Raw genomic sequence first — 19755 nt, 5'->3', positions numbered from 1 at the left:
AGTTAATGAAAATTTTATTAGTTGTTCCGTCCCTTAGAAAAACAGGCTTAACAGAGGTTGTTAAATCACTAGTTGAATCTATTGATAGAGAACAGGTGGACTTTACTTTAGTTGCTCTTACGAAAAGTAATGACACATTAAATGAAAGTATTTTTAAAAAATTATGTGATGTTGAAATAATTAATTATCAATATTTAGGTATACCATCAATTATAAAATTTTTGAAAATAGTTAATTATACGAAACCAGCAATCATTCATTTTCACGGCTTTAAGGCAGATTTATATAGCATATTTATTAATAAAAATAAAATTAAGCTAATGAGTACTTCCCATAATATTGGTAATGAAGATTTTATTTATAATTATGGACATTTTTGTGGATATTTAATGAATAAAGTTCAAATTTTTATTTTTAAAAGAATGAACGAAGTTTGTGGTGTTTCTCAATATGTAACTAATAATTTAATAAATCAAGGCGTTGTTAAAGCAAGAAAAGTTTTAAATGGTGTAAAGATGAACAAATTAAATAATAACTTTGTGATTAACCAACCGATTGTTAGACCAGTAGGTATTTACGTTGGGAATATCGATAATAGAAAAAATGTATTAAATGTTCTTGATGGTTTTAGTAAACAAAATGAAAAGAAACAAGGAACTTTACTTATTCTAGGGGATGGGCCAGAGTATAGAGACTTGAAAAGAAAATTCGAATCAGAACGAATATTTTTTTTAGGAAGAGTTAATAACGTCGATGACTTTTTAAATATATCTAATTATTTCATTTCAGCCTCCAAATCAGAAGGGTTACCAATGGCTTCCATCGAAGCAATGGGAAATGGATTGGATTTAATTTTGAGTGACATCCAGCAACATAAAGAGCTAAGGATAAGTAATTCACAAAAAATTTATTTCTTTGCTAATAGCGTTAAAAATGATATTCAAATTACTTTAGCTAATTATTTAAGTGAATTTCAAGCTAAATCTGTTAAAGAAAACGAAAATAGTAAAATATTTAGTGAATATTTTACTTCAACTGTTATGGCTTCTAAGTACACTGAAGTTTATAATAATCTGAAAAATTAATAATATGCAGACAGCTTTTTTTAAGTTGATAATTGATTTGCTTCTTTAATGAAATAGTTTTTTTCAAATTATTTTTGTTAATTTGAAAAGGTGTGTACCCCATGGATAAAGTATTGTAATTAATAGATCCTAGAGCTCTATTAAAAAACTATAGAAAATAGGTAAAGTGATGGGTAGAATAAACGACGTCGATTCAAAAAAAATCATATTAGGATTACTACGTGAATTTGATTCAATTTGTAGAAACAATAATATAGAATATTCGCTTTCAGGTGGCACGTTGTTAGGTGCTATTAGACACAAGGGCTTTATACCTTGGGACGATGACGGTGACGTAATGTTAACCAGGAAAAACTATGAAAAAATTAAATACATCTTAAATAATCGTCATTTGGAAAATATGGAATTTTTAAGTGAAGAAAATGTTGGCTATTATTATTTGTTTTCTAAACTAAGTGATTCAAGAACTAGATTGGAAGTACAGTTGCCACAAGATATGCAAATACAAAGCATGGGTATATTTATTGATATTTTTCCAATAGATAAGATTCCTGTTGAACAAAAAGAGTTAAAAGAATACAGCTTTCAACTTATTCAAATGCATAACGATATGAAATTTTCTATTCCTGGCTATTATTATTTTAATTCTAATCCATTCAAACAGTTTGTGAAGTACATTTTAAGATTCAATAAATATAGTAAGTTGACAAAAAAAAATACTAAAGATATTCAAAATAGATTAAAGAATATGTTAACGAAGTACGATACTACAAATGCACTAAATGCCGGTTTTTTATTATCTGAATATCATGAAAAAGAAATAGTTCCATATTCGACATTCTTGAACTATAAAGATGTTACTTTTGAGGGAACAACTTTGAGAATAATAACAGCGTATGATATATATTTACATGCACTATACGGAGACTATATGCAATTACCATCTAAAAAGCAAAGGGATGTAAAACACGCATATAGAAGTTTTTGGAAATGAAAATTAAGGAAATATTATGAAAGATATTGTAAACTTTTTAAAAACTACAGGGATCTATTTAATAGGTAATGTACTAACAAAAGCTATTTCTTTTTTTATGCTACCTATCTACACAAGATACTTGAATCCATCTGATTATGGAACGTATGATGTTAATATTGCATACATCACTTTTTTAAGTTCAGTTCTCTTTTTGGATATTTGGAGCGGAATAATGAGATTCATGTTTGACTACTCTGATGATTCGAAAAAATATGTTCCAATTTTTAGTGGGATAATAATTTTTTGCTGCTCGTCAATTGCATATATTATTTTTACTTTTATCCTAGGTACTTCCATGCATATAGAATATTTATTTTGGGTGTTATTGTATGGATTGATGATTAATTTTCAATCACTATTTGCATATATTGTACGCGGATTCGGTAAAAATTCATTATTTGCGATTTCTGGAATTGTTGGGACTATTGTCACTGTATTGTTTAATGTTATATTTATTGTTTTTAAACATGGAGGATATGAGTATCTTTATGTTTCTAGCATAATTGGAATGGTTATTGCCTGTGTTATTTTAGGGTTTGGAATTAATTTTAAGAAGTTGTCGACTAGTAAAAATTATAATCCTCAAAACATTAAAGAATTGTTTGTTTTTTCCTTGCCATTGATGGTTAACTCAGTGTCGTGGTGGTTCTTAACTGCATTTAATCGTGTGGCAATTTCGAAAGAATTATCTCTAGCTGATAACGGTCTGTATGCGGTTGCGAATAAGTTTTCTGCCATTGTACAGATTGTTGATCAAGCATTTCAAATGGCTTGGCAAGAAATATCATTTATGAAAAGTGGTAATAAAAAAAATAATGATGATTTTTTTTCCGTGTCAATTAATGAATATATTAAATTCATGGTATTGGGTATTAGTTTGTTAATACCAATATTAAAAATTGTATTTCCGTATATTGTAGATGATTCATATGCAGAAGCCATGAATGTAATACCTCTTGCCTTAATTGCCACACTAATGTCATCGATTAGCAGTTTTTTGGGATCTACCTTAACATCTTTAAAAAAAAATAAATATCTTTTTACAACTACTATTACTGGGACAGCTGTAAATGTAATAATCATAGTATTGACAATTAATATTTTTAAAATACAGGCAGCTAGTTTAGCTTTGACTATTGGCTTCCTTATTGTGGATATTCGTCGTTTCATGTTGTTAAAGCGGTATATTAATGTTAAATTTGAGATGAGAAAAAATGGGTATACTTTCTTGATGCTGGCCTTTTCAGTATTTAGCTTTTTAGCTTTTCCTACTGCAGTAAATGCCATTTTATTCTTAATTTTGTTTTTCATTTTTATTTATTCGTATAAAAATATTATAAATCAGTTGTTACGAAGAAATAATAAATAAAGGGGGTTATTATATGAATATTGGATTAATTATAGCGGGTGGTTCTGGGCAACGTATGGGACAAAATGTTCCAAAACAATTTTTAAATGTTAATGATGTACCAATAATAATATACACATTACAGGCATTTCAAAAAAATGAAGATGTTGATGTTATTGCTGTTGTATGCAAAGAAGGTTGGGAACACGTTCTTTCAGCATATGCAAAACAATTCAATATTAATAAATTAAAGCATATTTTTAAAGCTGGTAGTAATGGACAAGAATCTATTAAGAATGGTATTTTTGGCCTTAATGATTACTATTCAAGAAAAGATATTGTTCTTGTTCATGATGCTATTAGGCCAATGGTTTCTCAAAAAATTATTTCTGATTGTTTAAAAGTAACCAAAAAATTTGGTAATGGAATTGCTTCAATCCCTACTATGGAAGCTGTTTTACAAACTAAAGACGGAATTCAATCAAGTATTAGTGTACCTCGAGAGGAGCTAAAGCGTACTCAAACTCCTCAAGGATTTTCATTAGGAACAATTATTGATATGCATAAAGAGGCGCATAAATGTGGAATTACAAACTCCGTTGCCTCATGTACGCTTGCTGTAGAGCTTGGTAAACCAGTTTATATGTCAATGGGATCTGAAAAAAATTTGAAGATAACGACCGTTGATGATTTGGATATTTTTAAGGCCCTACTCGCTACAAAAAGACTCGATTGGATTAAATAATGAGAAATGAATTTATAAATAATCTATACCAATCTGATTTAACTAAAACAGCATCGAATATAAAAAATGTAAATTATTACTTAAATAAGTCAGTTTTAGTAACTGGAGCGACTGGATTGGTCGGATCTTATACTGTTGAAACGCTTGTTAAATTAAATGATTTATTTAATTTGAATATTAATATTTTTGCCGTGGGACGAAACATGAAACGGCTAAGGCATCGATTTGAAAATTTAAAGGAATCTCAGGTAAATTTTATTGAATTTGATATAAATAGCAAAGTTCTAGAATTACCAGATATCAATATTGACGTAATAATACATGCGGCAAGTGCAGCAAATCCTAAAATGTTCGAGAAAGATCCAGTGGGAACTTTGTTAACAAATGTTGAAAGTACAAGTAAATTACTTTTTTGGGCACATCAAAGAAATGTTGAAAAGTTTATTTTTATTTCTAGTGGGGAAGTGTACGGTCAGTTACAGTCAAAATATGTTCCTTTTGAAGAAAGTACATTAGGGTTTATAGATACAATGAATTCAAGATCAAGTTATCCAGTTGCTAAGAGAACGGCAGAAACTCTTTGTGTTTCTTTTATGAAACAGTATGGTCTGGAAACTATGATAGTAAGACCATCGCATTTGTTTGGACCAAATTTTACAAAAGAAGACAATCGGGTAAGTGCTCAATTTTTTAGAGATGTAATTCGACACGAAAATATTTTGATTAAAAGTTCAGGTGGCCAATTAAGGTCGTATTGTTACATATCTGACGCAGTATCTGGTCTATTAACAGTAGTATCTTCTGGAAACACTGGAGAAGCATATAACATTACAAATACAGAAAATGCAATAAGTATGTTAGATTTTGCTAAAAAAATTGCTAGTGAGGCCGGACAGATTGTGGAAAGTGAAGGCAGGCGGCAAAACGTTGGTAATGAAACACCAATTACTTTGGCAGTGTTAAGTGATAATAAATTGAAGTCATTGGGTTGGAAACCCTTGTACGACATTGATAAAGGTATCAATCATACTTATTTGATAATGAATAGCTAAAGGTAATCTTTAAATTTTGATGTGTAAAAAATATAAAAATGCAAAAGTACATATTAAAAATATGTACTTTTGCATTTTTATAAAACGTGGATTCAATTATTGTTAGATTGAAAAATGTAATTTTACTTAGAGGATGATGTAGATAAATATATTTTTCAAAAGTTGTACCTTAATAATTATGCTTAGGATGGTATTAATTGTGGATAATAAACGAAATAGTAGTATAGAGCTTTTAAGAATTTTTGCAATTTTTATGATAGTTATTTCTCATCTGTCATTGTACGGAAACTGGAATGTGAATAATTTAAGCGTAATAAAGAAAACTGAGTTGTTAATGTTTGAACCGCTAGGATCAATTGGAGCAGCAATTTTTTTTATTATAACAGGTTATTTTAGTTATTCTAACCACCAAATAATTAGTTTAAAAATTCAAAAAAGTTTACAGAAAGTTTTAACTATATGGACTGAAGTTATATTTTATTCATTGATCATATGTTTTATTGCAATTTTTTTACTACAGATAAAACCTAATCTGTTATTGATCGCTAAGGCGATATTTCCAATTTGTTTAAATGAGTATTGGTTTGTAACGGCTTATGTATTACTAATGATATTAGAACCATTCATTGTTGAAACTTTAATTACTATTGATAAACGTATTTTTTTGTATTTAATAATCATACTATACTTGTGTTTATTTCTTGGATTAGCCAATAATGATATGATATCTCGATTTTCAATTACAATAGCAAGTTTTTTGATTGGTGCGTACATACGAAAGTATAGTATAAAGATTGACATTTTAAAAACAAAATTTTTATTTTTATTTGTTTGTGTTTTGTACTTGTTTGAACTATTGATACTGTATGTAATGAATTATATTGGTATATCGTTTTTGAATTCGCTATATTTTACTAATTTTGTACTACCTGTATTTATTGCCAGTTTTATTTTTATATTGTCAATTAGGCAAAAAGAATTTAATAAAGCTTCAATAAATTCAATTTCAAAGTGTGTGTTTGCAGTTTATTTGATAACGGAACATCCAATGCTTAGGAATATACTTTGGAATGATGTCGTTAATCCTAGACGGTTTCAAAATTCTTTGTGGTTTCCAATTTTTAGTCTAATAATTACAATATCTATTTTTTTGGTATGCTGTGCTATTGATATGGTTAGACAAAGCATGTTTAAATTGTTTAAAATTAATAAAGTACGAGAAATTATTGTTGCAAGGGTTCTTAAACTAATTTTTAAATAGTTTTAAAATATTTATGAATTATATGTTTATCTAAATTTTTTATAATACTATCCTAATTACAATTAAAACAGTATATAATTAATTTGTATGTATATCTGAAAAAATTGTGTTTGTAAAAAAAATTTATTAGTTCATTGGAGGTATTTTTATGAAGGGTATTATTTTAGCTGGTGGTTCAGGTACACGTTTGTACCCAATCACCAAATCAACAAGTAAACAATTGGTTCCTATTTTTGATAAGCCAATGATTTATTATCCATTATCGACGCTGATGTTGGCAGGGATTAAAGAATTTTTGTTAATTTCAACGCCTGAATATTTAGGCCAATTTAAAGAATTATTGGGTGATGGTACTCAATACGGCATTTCAATTGAATATGCGGTTCAAGATCAACCTAATGGATTGGCTGAAGCATTTATTATTGGTGAAGACTTCATCGGTGATGGCTCAGTGGCGTTGGTGCTAGGAGACAATATCTTTTATGGTGCCGGTCTATCTAAATTATTACAACAATCAGCTCAAAAAGAACATGGTGCTACGGTCTTTGGTTATCAAGTTAAAGATCCAGAGCGTTTTGGTGTTGTTGAATTTGATGAAAATAAAAAGGCAGTTTCAATTGTCGAAAAGCCTGAGTCTCCAAAGAGCGACTTTGCGGTGACTGGTTTGTACTTCTATGATAATGATGTCGTAGATATTGCTAAAAATATCAAACCATCTCCACGTGGTGAATTAGAGATTTCAGATATTAATGCAGAATACTTAAAGCGTGAAACTTTGGACGTAGAAGTGATGGGTCGTGGTTACGCATGGCTTGATACTGGGACGCATGATTCACTTTTGGAAGCCTCAAGCTTTATTTCAACCATTCAAAAGCAACAAAACTTAAAGGTCGCATGTTTAGAAGAAATTTCTTACCGCATGGGATATATTACTCGAGAACAACTTGTAGAATTAGCACAACCACTAAAGAAAAATGATTATGGTCAATATTTATTACGTTTAGCTAAAGAGGATGAAGAATAAAATGGGAAAATTACTAGTTAAAGAAACCAAGTTACAAGATGTTAAGTTGATTACACCAGCCGTCTTTGGTGATAATCGTGGATTCTTCATGGAATCATATTCAGATCAAGATTTTAAGGATGCTGGCATTGATTTTGATTTCATTCAAGATAACCATTCATTGTCTACTCAAGCTGGAGTACTTCGTGGACTTCATTTCCAACGTGGAAAAGCTGCACAAACTAAATTAATTCGGGTCGTAACTGGTGCTGTTTTAGATGTTATTGTTGATGTTCGTGCCGGTTCACCTACGTATGGTCAATGGGAAGGCTACATCTTGTCAGCTAGTAACCATCGTCAATTACTTGTACCCAAGGGATATGCACATGGATTCGTGACGTTAACTGATGACGTTAACTTCCTTTACAAGTGTGATAATCCTTATAATGCGGAAGCTGATGGTGGTATTTCATTCAAAACACCAGAATTAAACATCGACTGGCCAATTGATTTTGATAAAGCCATTACTTCAGAAAAAGATGCTGCACAACCAACCTTTACTGAATTTGAAAAGAACAATCCTTTCAAATATGGTGAAATTTAAGGAGATACTCATGAAAAATATTATTGTAACTGGTGGAGCTGGATTTATCGGTTCTAACTTCGTACATTATGTGGTTAAACATCATCCAGAAGTCCATGTAACGGTGTTAGATAAATTAACGTATGCTGGAAATCGTGAAAACTTGGCAGGTCTACCTGCTGATCGAGTTGAATTAGTGGTTGGTGATATCTGTGATGAAAAACTGGTTGATTCATTAGTTAAAGATACTGATGCAGTGGTTCATTATGCCGCTGAAAGTCACAATGATAATTCATTAAAAGATCCATCACCATTTATCCAAACTAACATTGTTGGTACATCAGTTTTGATTACTGCTGCTGTTAAATATAACAAACGTTTCCATCATGTTTCAACGGATGAAGTATATGGTGATTTACCATTACGTGAAGATTTACCTGGTCATGGTGAAGGTGTCGGCGAGAAGTTTACCCCGGATTCGCAATACAAACCAAGTAGTCCTTACTCATCATCAAAAGCAGCCTCAGATTTGCTTGTTCGTGCATGGGTACGTTCGTTTGGACTTAAAGCAACCATTTCAAATTGTTCAAATAACTACGGTCCATACCAACATATCGAGAAATTTATTCCTCGTCAGATTACTAATATTCTTAGTGGTATCAAGCCTAAATTATATGGTGAAGGTAAGAACGTTCGTGACTGGATCCATACTAACGATCATTCAAGTGCCGTTTGGAAGATTCTAACTGAAGGTAAGTTAGGAGAAACCTACTTGATTGGTGCTGATGGCGAACAAGATAATAAGCATGTGCTTGAATTTATCTTAGAAGCAATGGGTCAACCAAAAGATGCATATGATCACGTGGCTGATCGTCATGGTCATGATTTACGTTATGCAATTGATTCAACTAAACTTCGTGAAGAACTTGGTTGGAAACCAGAATTTACTGATTTCCCAGCTGGTTTGAGGGAAACGATTAAATGGTATACTGAAAATGAAGATTGGTGGAAAGCTGAAAAAGCTGCCACCGAAGCGAAGTATGCCGCTAACAATCAATAAAAGTTAAATCTTAATTAGGGGACCGGTCATTATTTTGTGGCTTGGTCTTTTTTTTAATTAACGCAGGGGTTACAATGTTATGGTGCATAGCGGTTAAAAAGAGTGATTTTGCAAAGATATTGAAGAATATAGGAGAAATTTAATGTCAAAATACATGATTACTGGAATTAAAGGTCAATTAGGTACTGAGTTATCAAAGTTATTAGATGAAAAACAATTACAATATGATGGTTTTGATGCTAAAGATTTAGATATCACGGATCGTGATTGGGTATCAAAGAAAGTTAATGAATTAAAGCCAGAAGTTATTTTCCATTGTGCCGCATATACCGCGGTTGATAATGCTGAAGATGATGGCAAAGATATTAACTGGAAAGTTAATGTTAATGGTACTAAGAACGTGGCTGATGCGGCAGCTGAAGTTGGCGCAACCTTGGTTTACATTAGTACTGATTATGTTTTTGATGGCACGAATGAAGGTCAATATAATGTTGACGATGCGACTAATCCACAAAATGAATATGGCCTTGCCAAATTGGCTGGTGAATTAGCCGTTAAATCAGCTTCAGAAAATTATTACATTATTCGTACTTCATGGGTCTTTGGTGAATTTGGTAAGAACTTTGTCTTTACTATGCAAAACTTAGCTGAAAGCCATGATCAATTAACAGTGGTTAATGACCAAACTGGCCGTCCAACCTGGACTCGGACGTTAGCTGAATTCATGACTTACTTGGTTGAAAATAAAAGTGATCATGGGACTTATCACTTGTCTAATGACAATGAAGCAACTTGGTTCGACTTTGCGACTGAAATCTTAAAGGATACACAAACTAAGGTTGTTCCAGTTGATTCAAGTGCCTTTAAGCAAAAAGCACATCGTCCAGAACATTCAGTTATGAATTTGGATAAAGCCAAAGCAACCGGCTTTAAAATTCCAACTTGGCAACAAGCCTTAGCTGAATTTACGAGCGGTTTAAACAAATAAGTTAATAACATTTTACTTTGATTATTATTTAATAGTGAAGGTAAAATGTTTTTTTGTAAGCTGGACTGTAGAGGTATAAATAATTATAAATATTAAGGATTTATAAATTTTTTATCGTTTGAATAATATATATTATGGTCTGTTGTATGATGTTGAATAATAGGGTAGTAGGGTGTTTCACAAAATCGGAGTATGGGTAGGGTATATATAATGGTAGTTTATTTAATAATTTTAGCAATTTTAGCGTTGGTCTTTTTAGTAATGATGTTTATTAATTATCGACGAGTTGGTCAATCCGGGTTACCAGAACGATTTAGAGTGTTACGAATTGTAGTTAGTTGGGCTTTAGTGTTTGTCATGGTTGGAAGTATTGGTGGGGCAGCCTATGCATCCATACACTCAGGTAATAAAACTGAAACTAAAGTGGTAAAAAAAGCAACCAAATCAAAGAAAAGTAATTCAACTAGTATGAACGAAACACTTGATGTGACATTTAGTAAAAAGAACCCAACACTGGGTGCAGACGGAACAGTAACAATTAAAATGTACGTGCCATCAAAAACCAGTGTCAAAGTTATTGGTCACAATTCGCGAACGGTTTATAAAAAGTTTGCCGCTGGAACGAAGAATAAAACCCAAACCTTTAAATATACTTTTAAGGATGCGGGAACTTATGATGTTGAATTAACTCGTGGTGATACTTCAGTTACTAAGACAATTGAAGTTACTTCAGCAGAATCATCAAGTAGTAGTTCGGAAGAATCATCAGTTACATCTGAAGATTCATCAGTTACTAGTGATGGCGGTGGTAGTGGTACAACCACTACGGGTAATAGTTATAGTGGTGGCACAGTTTATTATGATGATCAAAATGGTTATTATGGTGGAAGTGGTGAAGATCCTGATCCAACACCAACACCTGACCCAACACCAGATCCTGACCCAACGCCAGATCCAGGAGATGGTTCTGAGAGTGGTGAATCTGAATCACCTAGTGCCGGAGCCAGAACATTTAATATGACATCGATATTTGGTTTAATTTAAATATTTTATTAAGTCCGTTACTATTTCGGGCTTTTTTGCTAGTTGTAGTAATATAATATTATTAAGTGATATATAAAAACGCGAGAGTGGATGTTTGGCTCGCAACTGTCGTAAGGAGAAATATTATGCAAGTACTAATCGTCGATGATGATAAAGAAATTGTTCAATTATTAGAGATCTATGTTAAGAACGAAGGGTATGACCCAGTTACCGCTTATGATGGTAAGGAAGCTTTAACTAAGTTAAACACTAATCCTGACATTGCATTAATCATTTTAGATATTATGATGCCTGAAATGGACGGAATTGAAGTTGTTAAACAAGTTCGTAAGGACTCACAGATTCCGATTTTGATTTTATCAGCTAAAACGGCTGATATGGATAAAATCCAAGGATTAATCACGGGAGCAGATGATTATGTAACGAAGCCATTTAATCCATTAGAAGTGATGGCCCGAGTTAAATCATTGTTGCGTCGAAGCGCTAATGATGTAACTAACAGCACACCTGATATATTGGATGTTGGCTCACTAACCATTAATAAAGATTCGCATGAAGTTAAAACTATCAATGGTGATACCATTCAATTGACGGCGCTTGAATTTGGAATCTTATACTTGTTAGCAAGTCATCCAAACCGCGTATTCTCAGCTGATGATATTTTTGAACGGGTTTGGCAACAAGAAAGTATTGTGTCTGCTAAAACAGTAATGGTCCACGTAAGTCATTTACGTGATAAGATTGAAGATGCAACTAACGGTGAAAAGGTAATTGAAACTGTTTGGGGCGTTGGTTATAAAATCGAAAACCATTAAGATATAATAGAGTGCGACACTAATCGTTTTGCTCCAGAGGATTAACCAGACTAACGAAGTAAACGCATTAAGTTTACAAGTTAGTAGCAGTTAAACGTAAGGAGTAGATTAGTGGAGCACGAATAAGGAAAAAGTAGCCCAATCGTTTTGCTCCAGAGGATTAACCAGACTAACGAAGTAACCGCACTAGGTAACATAATTTAATTTGTATAATTGGATGCCAACCTTAAATGGTTGGCATTTTTGATAAAGTGGGAGAAGTAACTTGAAATTAACAGCTGGAGAAAGAAGTTCATTGATATTTGAGGGGATTAGTACTGTAATCCTCTTGTTTTTGTTGAATGTATCATTAGTCGTGATGGCTGATTTTGCGATAAAAAGTAATCCGGGGATGGAAAGTGGTATTTTCATTATCAAACAAGCTTTGCAAATCGGACCTTATCATACGCAAATTTGGAGTTATCAACGATGGGTGGTTGGATTTCTTGTATTGATTGATATTTGGGTAATTGTTTGGCGCTTGCGTCGGCGTTATGCTCAATATCAATTACAACACATCATTCGGGAATTACATTATATTGCTCAAGGTCATTTTGACCACCGCATTTCTTTTAAAGTACGCGGTGAACAGCAACAAGTAATTACGAGTGTTAATTCACTAGTTGATAGTGCAATTCAATCAATGGACGATGAACGTAAAATTGAACAATCTAAGGATGAGCTGATTACTAATGTCAGCCATGATCTCAGAACGCCGTTAACGTCAATTATTGGCTATTTAGGCTTGATTGAAGATGAACAGTATCACAGTCAAGAAGATTTGTTGAAGTACACGCATACGGCCTATGAGAAGGCGACCCAGATGAAGTCGTTAGTTGAAGATTTGTTTGAATATACGAAAGTGCGTCAAACCAGTGCACCACTTAATATCATGAGTGTGAACCTAGATCAGATGCTGGAACAGTTGGCGGCTAGTTTTGAATTGGAAGCAAGTAAGAAGAACATTACAATGTCAGCCGAAACCAAACCCAGTAATCTGATGATTCAGGCCGATGCGGAAAAGCTAGGTCGATTATTTAGTAATTTAATCGCTAATGGACTTAAATATGGGGATGGGGCCACCTACATTAAGTTGACGGCACAACAAAAAAATAATGAAGTGCAAGTTTATGTGTCTAATGATGGAGCTAAAATTCCTGAAAAATCGCAAAATCACTTATTTGAACGCTTTTATCGGGTTGAAGAATCACGATCTAAAGCTACTGGTGGAACCGGTTTGGGATTAGCAATTGTGCAAGGAATTGTTGATTTGCATCATGGAAACGTCAAAGTTGAATCAAATGAAAAAGAAACGAGCTTTGTGGTAACCATTCCAATTGGTTATCAAGCTGATCAAGCAAATTAAATAAGACAATTTGGGGGCTGTAGCAAGAGTATCTTTGCTGCAGCTCTTATAATTAGGAGACGAAAGTTGATAAAAAAATGGTTAATTAGCGTACTAAGCGCATTATTAGTATTGGGCTCGGGAATTGGTGCAATTAATGCACAGGCTGCCGATACAATTACTGGGGTGAATGCTAGTGCAGCGCTGGCAATAGATGCCGATACGGGTCAAATATTGTATCAAAATAATGCCGATCAAGTCTTACCAGTGGCTTCGATTTCAAAACTGCTGGCGGTATTAGTGATTCTGGATGAAATTAAAGCCGGGCAAATTTCCTGGGATACCAAAGTGACAATCAGTGAAGAGATTGCGGCAGTTTCGACGGACACAACGTTATCTAACATTGCGTTAAATGCGGGTCAACAATACACGGTTAAGCAATTAGTGGACGCGGCTTTGATTAAGTCCGCAGACGGTGCAACTTTAGCGTTAAGTACGATGAACGATACGATCAGTTCATTTAACGAAAAAATGCAAACTAAGGCTAAGGCATTAGGAATTAATGATGCTCAAATTTATAATGCCGTAGGTCTTCAAAATAAAGATCTGGGAAGCTTAAAAGTTGCCGAACAGGCTGACGATGTTGAAAATGCAATGTCGGCGAAGGATGTCGCTAAAATCTCCCAAGCAATTGTTGAAAAATATCCTGAAATTTTAAAAATCACAGCTACTAAAACGGCAACGTTTGATACAACTGAAATGACTAATCTTAACGAAATGTTACCAGGTAATGCGTCAGCTGTGGCAGATTACACGACAGATGGCTTGAAAACCGGTACTTCTGATGCCGCCGGGGAATCATTTGCCGGAACCGGAACGTATCAAGGCCACCGAATTATTACGGTGATTTTGCATGCTAACGGAATTAGTCGGTTCACGCAGACGGCTAATATGATCAACGATATTATCGGTAAGTATGATCCCGTTACAATTGATGGAACGACATCATTTGATAAGGCAACGACGGTAACGGTTCCGAATGGTAAATCAGTTAAATTAAGTACCAAATTTGTTGGTAAAACGACTTTGTGGTTACCAAAGGGAACCGGTCTTAAATCGTTAACGCATCAGCTACATTATAAAAATGGAAAGCTTGAAGCACCGATCAAAAAGAATCAAACGATTGGCTCTCTGACGTTAAGTGGGAAACAATTAAGTTTCTTAGACAGCGATAATATTAAAATCGATTTAAAGGCTAAAACCGTCGATGAAAAAGCTAATCTGATTGTAAGAACTTGGCGATCCGTGTTTGGTAGTTAAATTTGTCAGAGATTTAAAATATACGGTTAAATTGAATAAAAGTTCATTTAGTAAATGCCGAATTATTTAGCTATATACCTAGGTATATATTCGTCATTGGCTATATTTATAGAAATATATAGAATTGATTTTTATCAGCGTTCGTATATTGGCTTTGCTCAAATATACACATTGAAGCGAAAAATAATCGTGGCTATTCACATTAAAAAAAACGTGATAAAATGAATGTTGATTGTGTTCCAAAGAATTTGATTAATGTCGCTTAAAACAGACCTCAGTGGGGGAACATTCTTGAAAAGAGAAGAACCGAATTGGTTGGCGGTGTTGAGAGTCTCAATGCCATTGTGTCTTAGTTATCTTCCAATAGGGCTAGCGTGTGGAATTTTACTTCATGCGGCTGGCTTTAATTTCTTTATGACTTTTTTAGTATCCGTCGTCGTTTTTTCAGGTGGTGCACAGTTTTTAATTGCATCACTGTTAACGATTAATGCACCACTATTATCAATTGTGGTGACGTTATTCTTTCTAGAATTACGTTATGCACTCCTCGGATCAAGTCTATCTAAATACATGAGAAATCAGCCACAGCGCTTTATTTGGCTATTTTCCGTGTCATTAAATGATGAAAATTATGCAATTAATTATTTAAAATTTGCTACTGATAAAAACTGGACGCCTCGACAAGCTTTGATGGTTGAACATTATTCGCTAATTTCGTGGGCATTGGCTAATTTAGTTGGTAGTTTAGTTGGTAGTGCCATCTCGATTAATCTAGAAATTGTTGATTTTGCCTTAACTGCACTATTCTTATACATGATTGTGATGCAAGTTAGAAATCGCTTAACATTAATTATTGGACTACTTTCAGCGGTCTTAGCTGCTGTTTGTTTGGTTGCTACTAAGAGTACAATTGGGATTATCATTTCAACCTTGTTAGCATCATTTGTTGGCTTCTTTATTGAGTCACGACTCCGGCATACTAATACGAAAGCTGAAAAGTGGATGTTTGGTAAGGTTCGTGGTCCGGCAATGACTCGTAAAACCATTGAAGAAAAGAATGAAAGTTAGCGGAGGCACTTATGGATAATTTATTACTTAGTGCTCCGGTTATTGCCCAGTCGGTGACGAGCACAATGGATAGCTGGGATCACTTGTTATTAATCGCTTTAGCAGCCGTGGCCGCATTTATTCCACGCTACTTCCCGATGCGATTTTTTACCAAACGTGAAATTCCAGAATGGTTTAATGAATGGATGAAGTATGTGCCAGTTAGTTTGTTCACGGCACTAGTCGTTAAGGGGATCTTTATTGATACTGCGACGTATTCATTCCACTTGTTTGGGCATGTGAACCAAATTATTGCTGCTGTGATTGTGATTATTGTTACTTATATGACACGATCAATGGCCTTATCAGTATTGGCGGGGTTAGCAGCCGTCGCAATTATAACGTTTATGATGTAGGTTTCCGATGTTGGAAACCTTTTTTAGTAAATTGCTTTGACGATTCCGGAAAAGTATTATATGATTTAAGACATGCAAACGTTTTAAATTTGCGGGTGTAGTTCAGTGGTAAAACTATAGCCTTCCAAGCTATTATCGCGAGTTCGATTCTCGTCACCCGCTTCGCTAATATGATCTCGATGTTAGAGTATTACAATGAGTTTTGGGGAAGTACTCAAGTGGCTGAAGAGGCGCCCCTGCTAAGGGTGTAGATGGGTCAAACCGTGCGAGAGTTCGAATCTCTCCTTCTCCGTTAAATATAGATCAAGTTCAGAGGGCCCTAGGAGTAGGTGCTGAACTAACAAAGTCGTAAAGCTGTGCTTAATTACACAGGTTTACGACTTTTGTTTTAAATAATGATAATCATCAATATCAAAAACACACAATCCATGACGGATTGTGTGTTTGTTTGAATTAATATTAGTTTGTATGTGGTTCGCCGTCTTCAGTGTATCCCTTAGCATGTGCTTGAGAACGAAGATCAGCTTCAATTGATTCAAGACTACGGTTACGAGTTTCAATTGTGTATTTGGCAATGAACCAGATAGCAACGAAACATAGTGTTCCATAGATTAAGAATAATTTAGCAATTCCTTGTCCTTCAGCATTAGCTGCGTGTGAAGGTGTAAAGGCGATTAGAAGCATTGGGAATGATTGTGAAACAGCGAAGTTAGCTGTCCAGTTAATCACGGCCCCAAATGAATTACCAAGTCCACGAATGTTAAGTGGGAAGGCTTCACCAATCATAACCCACATTACAGGGCCCCATGTAGCTGAGAAGAAGGCAATGTAAAGGGTAAGTGCAATAACACAGACCCATGAACCAAGGTTACCGTCACCGGCTTTAAGAAGTAACATTGCTGCTGACATAACAAACAATGAAACACCCATTCCAATAGCACCAAAGGTTAACATCTTTTTACGGTCAATCTTATCCATAATCATTACGGCAACTGCAGTAACAATCACGTTGAAGATACCGATGATGATATGTGATTGAAGTGCGAAATGTTCGCTAAAACCAGCAGAGATAAAGATGGTAGGAGCATAATATAGCACGGTATTACATCCCATGACTTGTTGGAAAATTGCTAATCCAAGCGCCATAATTAAAACAGGACGTGACATATGACCGAATAATTCTTTGAAACCACCAGAAGGAATTGAAGCTTGTAACTTAATATCGTGCATTTCTTCTTCAACCATTTTTTCATCAGGGTTGATTTGAAGTAAAACTCGATGAGCTTCTTCCATCTTTCCGTTTTTAACTAAGAAACGTGGTGATTCGGGTAAAGCTAAACCACCAAAGAATAAGATAGCAGCAGGAACAGCAGCTAAACCTAACATCCATCTCCAACCAACAGCTGATGATAGACCGAACATACCTTGTGGTGATAGCCATTCGTTAGAAACGTAAGCTAAGAAGATACCGGTCATAATCATTAATTGGAATAAAGTACCAACCCCACCACGCTTGTCAGCGGGTGAAAGTTCGGCTAAGTAAGTTGGAATTAAGGCTGAAGCAGCCCCAACGGCAACCCCAAGCAAAATCCGTGAACCAACTAAGACGTAATAATCAGGTGCAAAACCTGAACCCATTGCACCAACGAAGAAAATAATAGCAGCAGTCAATAGTAACTTTTTACGTCCGAGCTTATCTGAAAGTGGTCCGATAATTGCAGCACCTAAAATAGCACCTAACAGAACTGAAGCAGTAATAAAACCATTTGCAAAGGAACCAGCTGCGATATCTAGCTCCTTGTTGATAAATAGCATAGCACCTGAGATAACCCCTGTATCATAACCAAACAGTAGCCCACCCAGAGCACCAAAGAAATATATAAACTTAGTTGACATATGTTTCTTAGAATTTGTCATAAGTATTCCCCTTCCATATTACGATCCAAAATAAAAGCTTGAGATGCGGTTCACATTGCGTAACCGCTTTCAGAAATCAGTATAACTCATTTAGTTTGTTCCTTCAACCAACTAAATAAAAAAGATGAAACCGCTGCCAATTAAATTGGACATGTTAGTACAAAAATAAAAATTGTGTATATTATCACAGCTTTTGATTAGTCATTTTATGAAAAATAAATGATGTTTTTGGTCAGTTAATGAACTAAAAAAAGCCAGTTAATCTCAATTAAGAGTTAACTGACGCTTATATAACAGAAGTAAAATTACTTACTTTTAGTTTGGTACATATAATCTCTTGTTGCTGGAAGCACACGACCAGAAGGCCCCTTAGTAATCAAGAATTGAATAACATCAATGTTACCAGATTCAAAGGAAGCGGCACAAGCATTAAGGTATAGGTCCCACATACGAGTGAAATTAATACCTTGCATCTTTTCGATGGCTTCGCGTTTCTCATTGAAGTTTTCATCCCAAATTTCAAGAGTGCGTTGATAATGACGACGTAACGGTTCCATATCAGAAACCTGCATGCCGGCATCAACGATGTGTTGAATATTTTCGGTTAAACCAGGGACATAACCACCGGGGAAGATATATTTATTAATCCAACCATTGTTAGCCCCGCCTTGTTGACGCGTGATCCCGTGAATTAAAGCCACACCATCATCAGTCAAATAGCGATTAACATCATTGAAGTATTCGCCAAGATTCTCTTGGCCAACATGTTCAAACATGCCGACGGAAGTAATGTAGTCCCATTGCCGATCACCAAGTTCTCGATAATCGAGAAGCTTAACTTCTGCGATATGTTCGAGGCCTTTAGATTTAATTTGTTCAGTTACGTAGTCAAATTGTTCTTGGCTAAGGGTTACTCCAGTGACACGCAAACCATATTTTTCGGCAGCCGTCAGCATTAAAGTCCCCCAACCACACCCGATATCAAGGAGGGTATTGCCCGCTTTAGGATTTAATTTTTGTAAGATGTGATCAACTTTATCTTGTTGTGCTTGATATAGATCAGAAGTATTGCCATTTGTGAAGTAGGCACATGAATACGTCATGGTATCATCAAGCCAAAGTCGATAGAAGTCGTTACCAACGTCATAATGACTTTGGACATCTTCTTTACTAGCTTTTTCAGAATGCTTTTGCTTAGGCAAAAACTTGATGAACTTCTTATTATGGAAGAAACTATCCGCATTTTCATAAGCAGCGGTAATTAATGTTTGAATATCGCCCTTAATTTCAATGCGTCCATCCATATATGCTTCGCCAAGTGCGATTGAAGCATTATTAGTGATTTCTTTAATTGGAACAGCTTCTTTGAAAATGATATTAACTTGTGGTGCGCCTTCGCCATAAGTTTCGGATTTTCCATCCCAGTAGGTAACAGTCACTGGAATGTTGAAAGAATTGCTTAAAAATTGTTTATAGAATGTTTTCTCTAACATAATATCCTCCACGTCTCTCTCTTTTAGACGAAAGCAATTATACGCTTATATTATGGAAGTTGCTAACGAATAGTTAGTGAAATTTTAATTAATTTATAAAAGTGGAATTTAAAGCTTCTATAATAGTAAATAAATTATTAAATTAATTTAGAATGTCA

General features: G+C 34.3%; 18 protein-coding genes and 2 tRNA genes. 18 read left to right on the top strand and 2 right to left on the bottom strand.

Annotated features, from left to right (window positions below):
• Nucleotides 1–5: 5 nt before the first annotated feature.
• The 18 genes from FC70_RS00500 (at nucleotide 6) to FC70_RS00415 (ending at nucleotide 16479) form a co-directional block, all read left to right on the top strand.
• Nucleotides 6–1085 carry a glycosyltransferase gene (locus FC70_RS00500; protein WP_057889086.1) on the top strand — a complete coding sequence of 360 codons (1080 nt, stop codon included), beginning with the start codon at nucleotides 6–8 and terminating at the stop codon, nucleotides 1083–1085.
• Nucleotides 1086–1254: 169 nt separating this feature from the next.
• On the top strand, nucleotides 1255–2079 hold the full coding sequence (locus FC70_RS00495) for a LicD family protein (protein ID WP_057889085.1): 825 nt from the start codon (nucleotides 1255–1257) through the stop codon (nucleotides 2077–2079).
• Between the two features lie 16 nt (nucleotides 2080–2095).
• Nucleotides 2096–3490: a lipopolysaccharide biosynthesis protein gene (locus FC70_RS00490; RefSeq protein ID WP_083478582.1), complete on the top strand. Its 1395-nt coding sequence runs from the start codon at nucleotides 2096–2098 to the stop codon at nucleotides 3488–3490.
• A gap of 13 nt (nucleotides 3491–3503) precedes the next feature.
• The gene (locus FC70_RS00485) at nucleotides 3504–4214 is read left to right on the top strand and encodes an IspD/TarI family cytidylyltransferase (protein ID WP_057889083.1); all 711 of its coding nucleotides are present in this window, start codon (nucleotides 3504–3506) and stop codon (nucleotides 4212–4214) included.
• Nucleotides 4214–5266, top strand: coding sequence for an NAD-dependent epimerase/dehydratase family protein (locus tag FC70_RS00480; protein ID WP_057889082.1), 1053 nt, complete (start codon nucleotides 4214–4216; stop codon nucleotides 5264–5266). Before FC70_RS00485 ends, FC70_RS00480 begins: the two co-directional genes overlap by 1 nt.
• A 199-nt stretch (nucleotides 5267–5465) precedes the next feature.
• On the top strand, nucleotides 5466–6527 hold the full coding sequence (locus FC70_RS00475; RefSeq protein ID WP_057889081.1) for an acyltransferase family protein: 1062 nt from the start codon (nucleotides 5466–5468) through the stop codon (nucleotides 6525–6527).
• Nucleotides 6528–6675: 148 nt separating this feature from the next.
• Nucleotides 6676–7551: a glucose-1-phosphate thymidylyltransferase RfbA gene (gene rfbA, locus FC70_RS00470; RefSeq protein WP_057889080.1), complete on the top strand. Its 876-nt coding sequence runs from the start codon at nucleotides 6676–6678 to the stop codon at nucleotides 7549–7551.
• Between the two features lies 1 nt (nucleotide 7552).
• A complete protein-coding gene (rfbC, locus tag FC70_RS00465; RefSeq protein ID WP_057889079.1) occupies nucleotides 7553–8134 on the top strand; it encodes a dTDP-4-dehydrorhamnose 3,5-epimerase in 582 nt (193 codons plus the stop codon).
• 10 nt (nucleotides 8135–8144) lie between these two features.
• Nucleotides 8145–9173 (top strand): dTDP-glucose 4,6-dehydratase, encoded by a 1029-nt coding sequence (gene rfbB, locus FC70_RS00460; protein ID WP_057889078.1) that lies wholly within the window; start codon nucleotides 8145–8147, stop codon nucleotides 9171–9173.
• A gap of 142 nt (nucleotides 9174–9315) precedes the next feature.
• Entirely contained in the window at nucleotides 9316–10161 is an 846-nt protein-coding gene (gene rfbD, locus FC70_RS00455) for a dTDP-4-dehydrorhamnose reductase (RefSeq protein ID WP_057889077.1), read from the top strand.
• A gap of 210 nt (nucleotides 10162–10371) precedes the next feature.
• Nucleotides 10372–11205: a hypothetical protein gene (locus FC70_RS00450; protein ID WP_057889076.1), complete on the top strand. Its 834-nt coding sequence runs from the start codon at nucleotides 10372–10374 to the stop codon at nucleotides 11203–11205.
• A gap of 125 nt (nucleotides 11206–11330) precedes the next feature.
• Complete coding sequence (gene croR, locus FC70_RS00445; protein ID WP_057889075.1) at nucleotides 11331–12020, top strand: response regulator transcription factor CroR; 690 nt, start codon at nucleotides 11331–11333, stop codon at nucleotides 12018–12020.
• Nucleotides 12021–12285: 265 nt separating this feature from the next.
• Nucleotides 12286–13425: a sensor histidine kinase gene (locus FC70_RS00440; protein ID WP_057889074.1), complete on the top strand. Its 1140-nt coding sequence runs from the start codon at nucleotides 12286–12288 to the stop codon at nucleotides 13423–13425.
• A gap of 66 nt (nucleotides 13426–13491) precedes the next feature.
• Nucleotides 13492–14724, top strand: a complete 1233-nt coding sequence (locus FC70_RS00435; protein ID WP_057889073.1) for a serine hydrolase — start codon at nucleotides 13492–13494, stop codon at nucleotides 14722–14724.
• A gap of 336 nt (nucleotides 14725–15060) precedes the next feature.
• Complete coding sequence (locus tag FC70_RS00430; RefSeq protein WP_235804058.1) at nucleotides 15061–15792, top strand: AzlC family ABC transporter permease; 732 nt, start codon at nucleotides 15061–15063, stop codon at nucleotides 15790–15792.
• Nucleotides 15793–15857: 65 nt separating this feature from the next.
• The gene (locus FC70_RS00425; protein ID WP_235804057.1) at nucleotides 15858–16187 is read left to right on the top strand and encodes an AzlD domain-containing protein; all 330 of its coding nucleotides are present in this window, start codon (nucleotides 15858–15860) and stop codon (nucleotides 16185–16187) included.
• Nucleotides 16188–16278: 91 nt separating this feature from the next.
• Nucleotides 16279–16349 (top strand) — tRNA-Gly (locus FC70_RS00420).
• Nucleotides 16350–16391: 42 nt separating this feature from the next.
• Nucleotides 16392–16479 (top strand) — tRNA-Ser (locus tag FC70_RS00415).
• Between the two features lie 167 nt (nucleotides 16480–16646).
• Here FC70_RS00415 and FC70_RS00410 read toward each other — a convergent pair.
• Nucleotides 16647–18104 carry a sugar porter family MFS transporter gene (locus FC70_RS00410; RefSeq protein WP_057889070.1) on the bottom strand — a complete coding sequence of 486 codons (1458 nt, stop codon included), beginning with the start codon at nucleotides 18102–18104 and terminating at the stop codon, nucleotides 16647–16649.
• A 305-nt stretch (nucleotides 18105–18409) separates the two neighbouring features.
• Nucleotides 18410–19597: an SAM-dependent methyltransferase gene (locus FC70_RS00405; RefSeq protein ID WP_057889069.1), complete on the bottom strand. Its 1188-nt coding sequence runs from the start codon at nucleotides 19595–19597 to the stop codon at nucleotides 18410–18412.
• Nucleotides 19598–19755 lie beyond the last annotated feature (158 nt).

The sequence above is a fragment of the Paucilactobacillus oligofermentans DSM 15707 = LMG 22743 genome, assembly GCF_001434315.1.
Taxonomy (GTDB): domain Bacteria; phylum Bacillota; class Bacilli; order Lactobacillales; family Lactobacillaceae; genus Paucilactobacillus; species Paucilactobacillus oligofermentans.
This window is presented reverse-complemented; position numbering and strand designations above follow the sequence as displayed.

Excerpts from the sequence above, each read along its gene's own strand:
- FC70_RS00500 (WP_057889086.1), top strand. The coding sequence starts at position 6 with ATGAAAATTTTATTAGTTGTTCCGTCCCTTAGAAAAACAGGCTTAACA.
- FC70_RS00495 (WP_057889085.1), top strand. The coding sequence starts at position 1,255 with ATGGGTAGAATAAACGACGTCGATTCAAAAAAAATCATATTAGGATTA.
- FC70_RS00490 (WP_083478582.1), top strand. The coding sequence starts at position 2,096 with ATGAAAGATATTGTAAACTTTTTAAAAACTACAGGGATCTATTTAATA.
- FC70_RS00485 (WP_057889083.1), top strand. The coding sequence starts at position 3,504 with ATGAATATTGGATTAATTATAGCGGGTGGTTCTGGGCAACGTATGGGA.
- FC70_RS00480 (WP_057889082.1), top strand. The coding sequence starts at position 4,214 with ATGAGAAATGAATTTATAAATAATCTATACCAATCTGATTTAACTAAA.
- rfbA (WP_057889080.1), top strand. The coding sequence starts at position 6,676 with ATGAAGGGTATTATTTTAGCTGGTGGTTCAGGTACACGTTTGTACCCA.
- rfbC (WP_057889079.1), top strand. The coding sequence starts at position 7,553 with ATGGGAAAATTACTAGTTAAAGAAACCAAGTTACAAGATGTTAAGTTG.
- rfbB (WP_057889078.1), top strand. The coding sequence starts at position 8,145 with ATGAAAAATATTATTGTAACTGGTGGAGCTGGATTTATCGGTTCTAAC.
- rfbD (WP_057889077.1), top strand. The coding sequence starts at position 9,316 with ATGTCAAAATACATGATTACTGGAATTAAAGGTCAATTAGGTACTGAG.
- FC70_RS00450 (WP_057889076.1), top strand. The coding sequence starts at position 10,372 with ATGGTAGTTTATTTAATAATTTTAGCAATTTTAGCGTTGGTCTTTTTA.
- croR (WP_057889075.1), top strand. The coding sequence starts at position 11,331 with ATGCAAGTACTAATCGTCGATGATGATAAAGAAATTGTTCAATTATTA.
- FC70_RS00430 (WP_235804058.1), top strand. The coding sequence starts at position 15,061 with ATGCCATTGTGTCTTAGTTATCTTCCAATAGGGCTAGCGTGTGGAATT.
- FC70_RS00425 (WP_235804057.1), top strand. The coding sequence starts at position 15,858 with ATGGATAGCTGGGATCACTTGTTATTAATCGCTTTAGCAGCCGTGGCC.
- FC70_RS00410 (WP_057889070.1), bottom strand. The coding sequence starts at position 18,104 with ATGACAAATTCTAAGAAACATATGTCAACTAAGTTTATATATTTCTTT.
- FC70_RS00405 (WP_057889069.1), bottom strand. The coding sequence starts at position 19,597 with ATGTTAGAGAAAACATTCTATAAACAATTTTTAAGCAATTCTTTCAAC.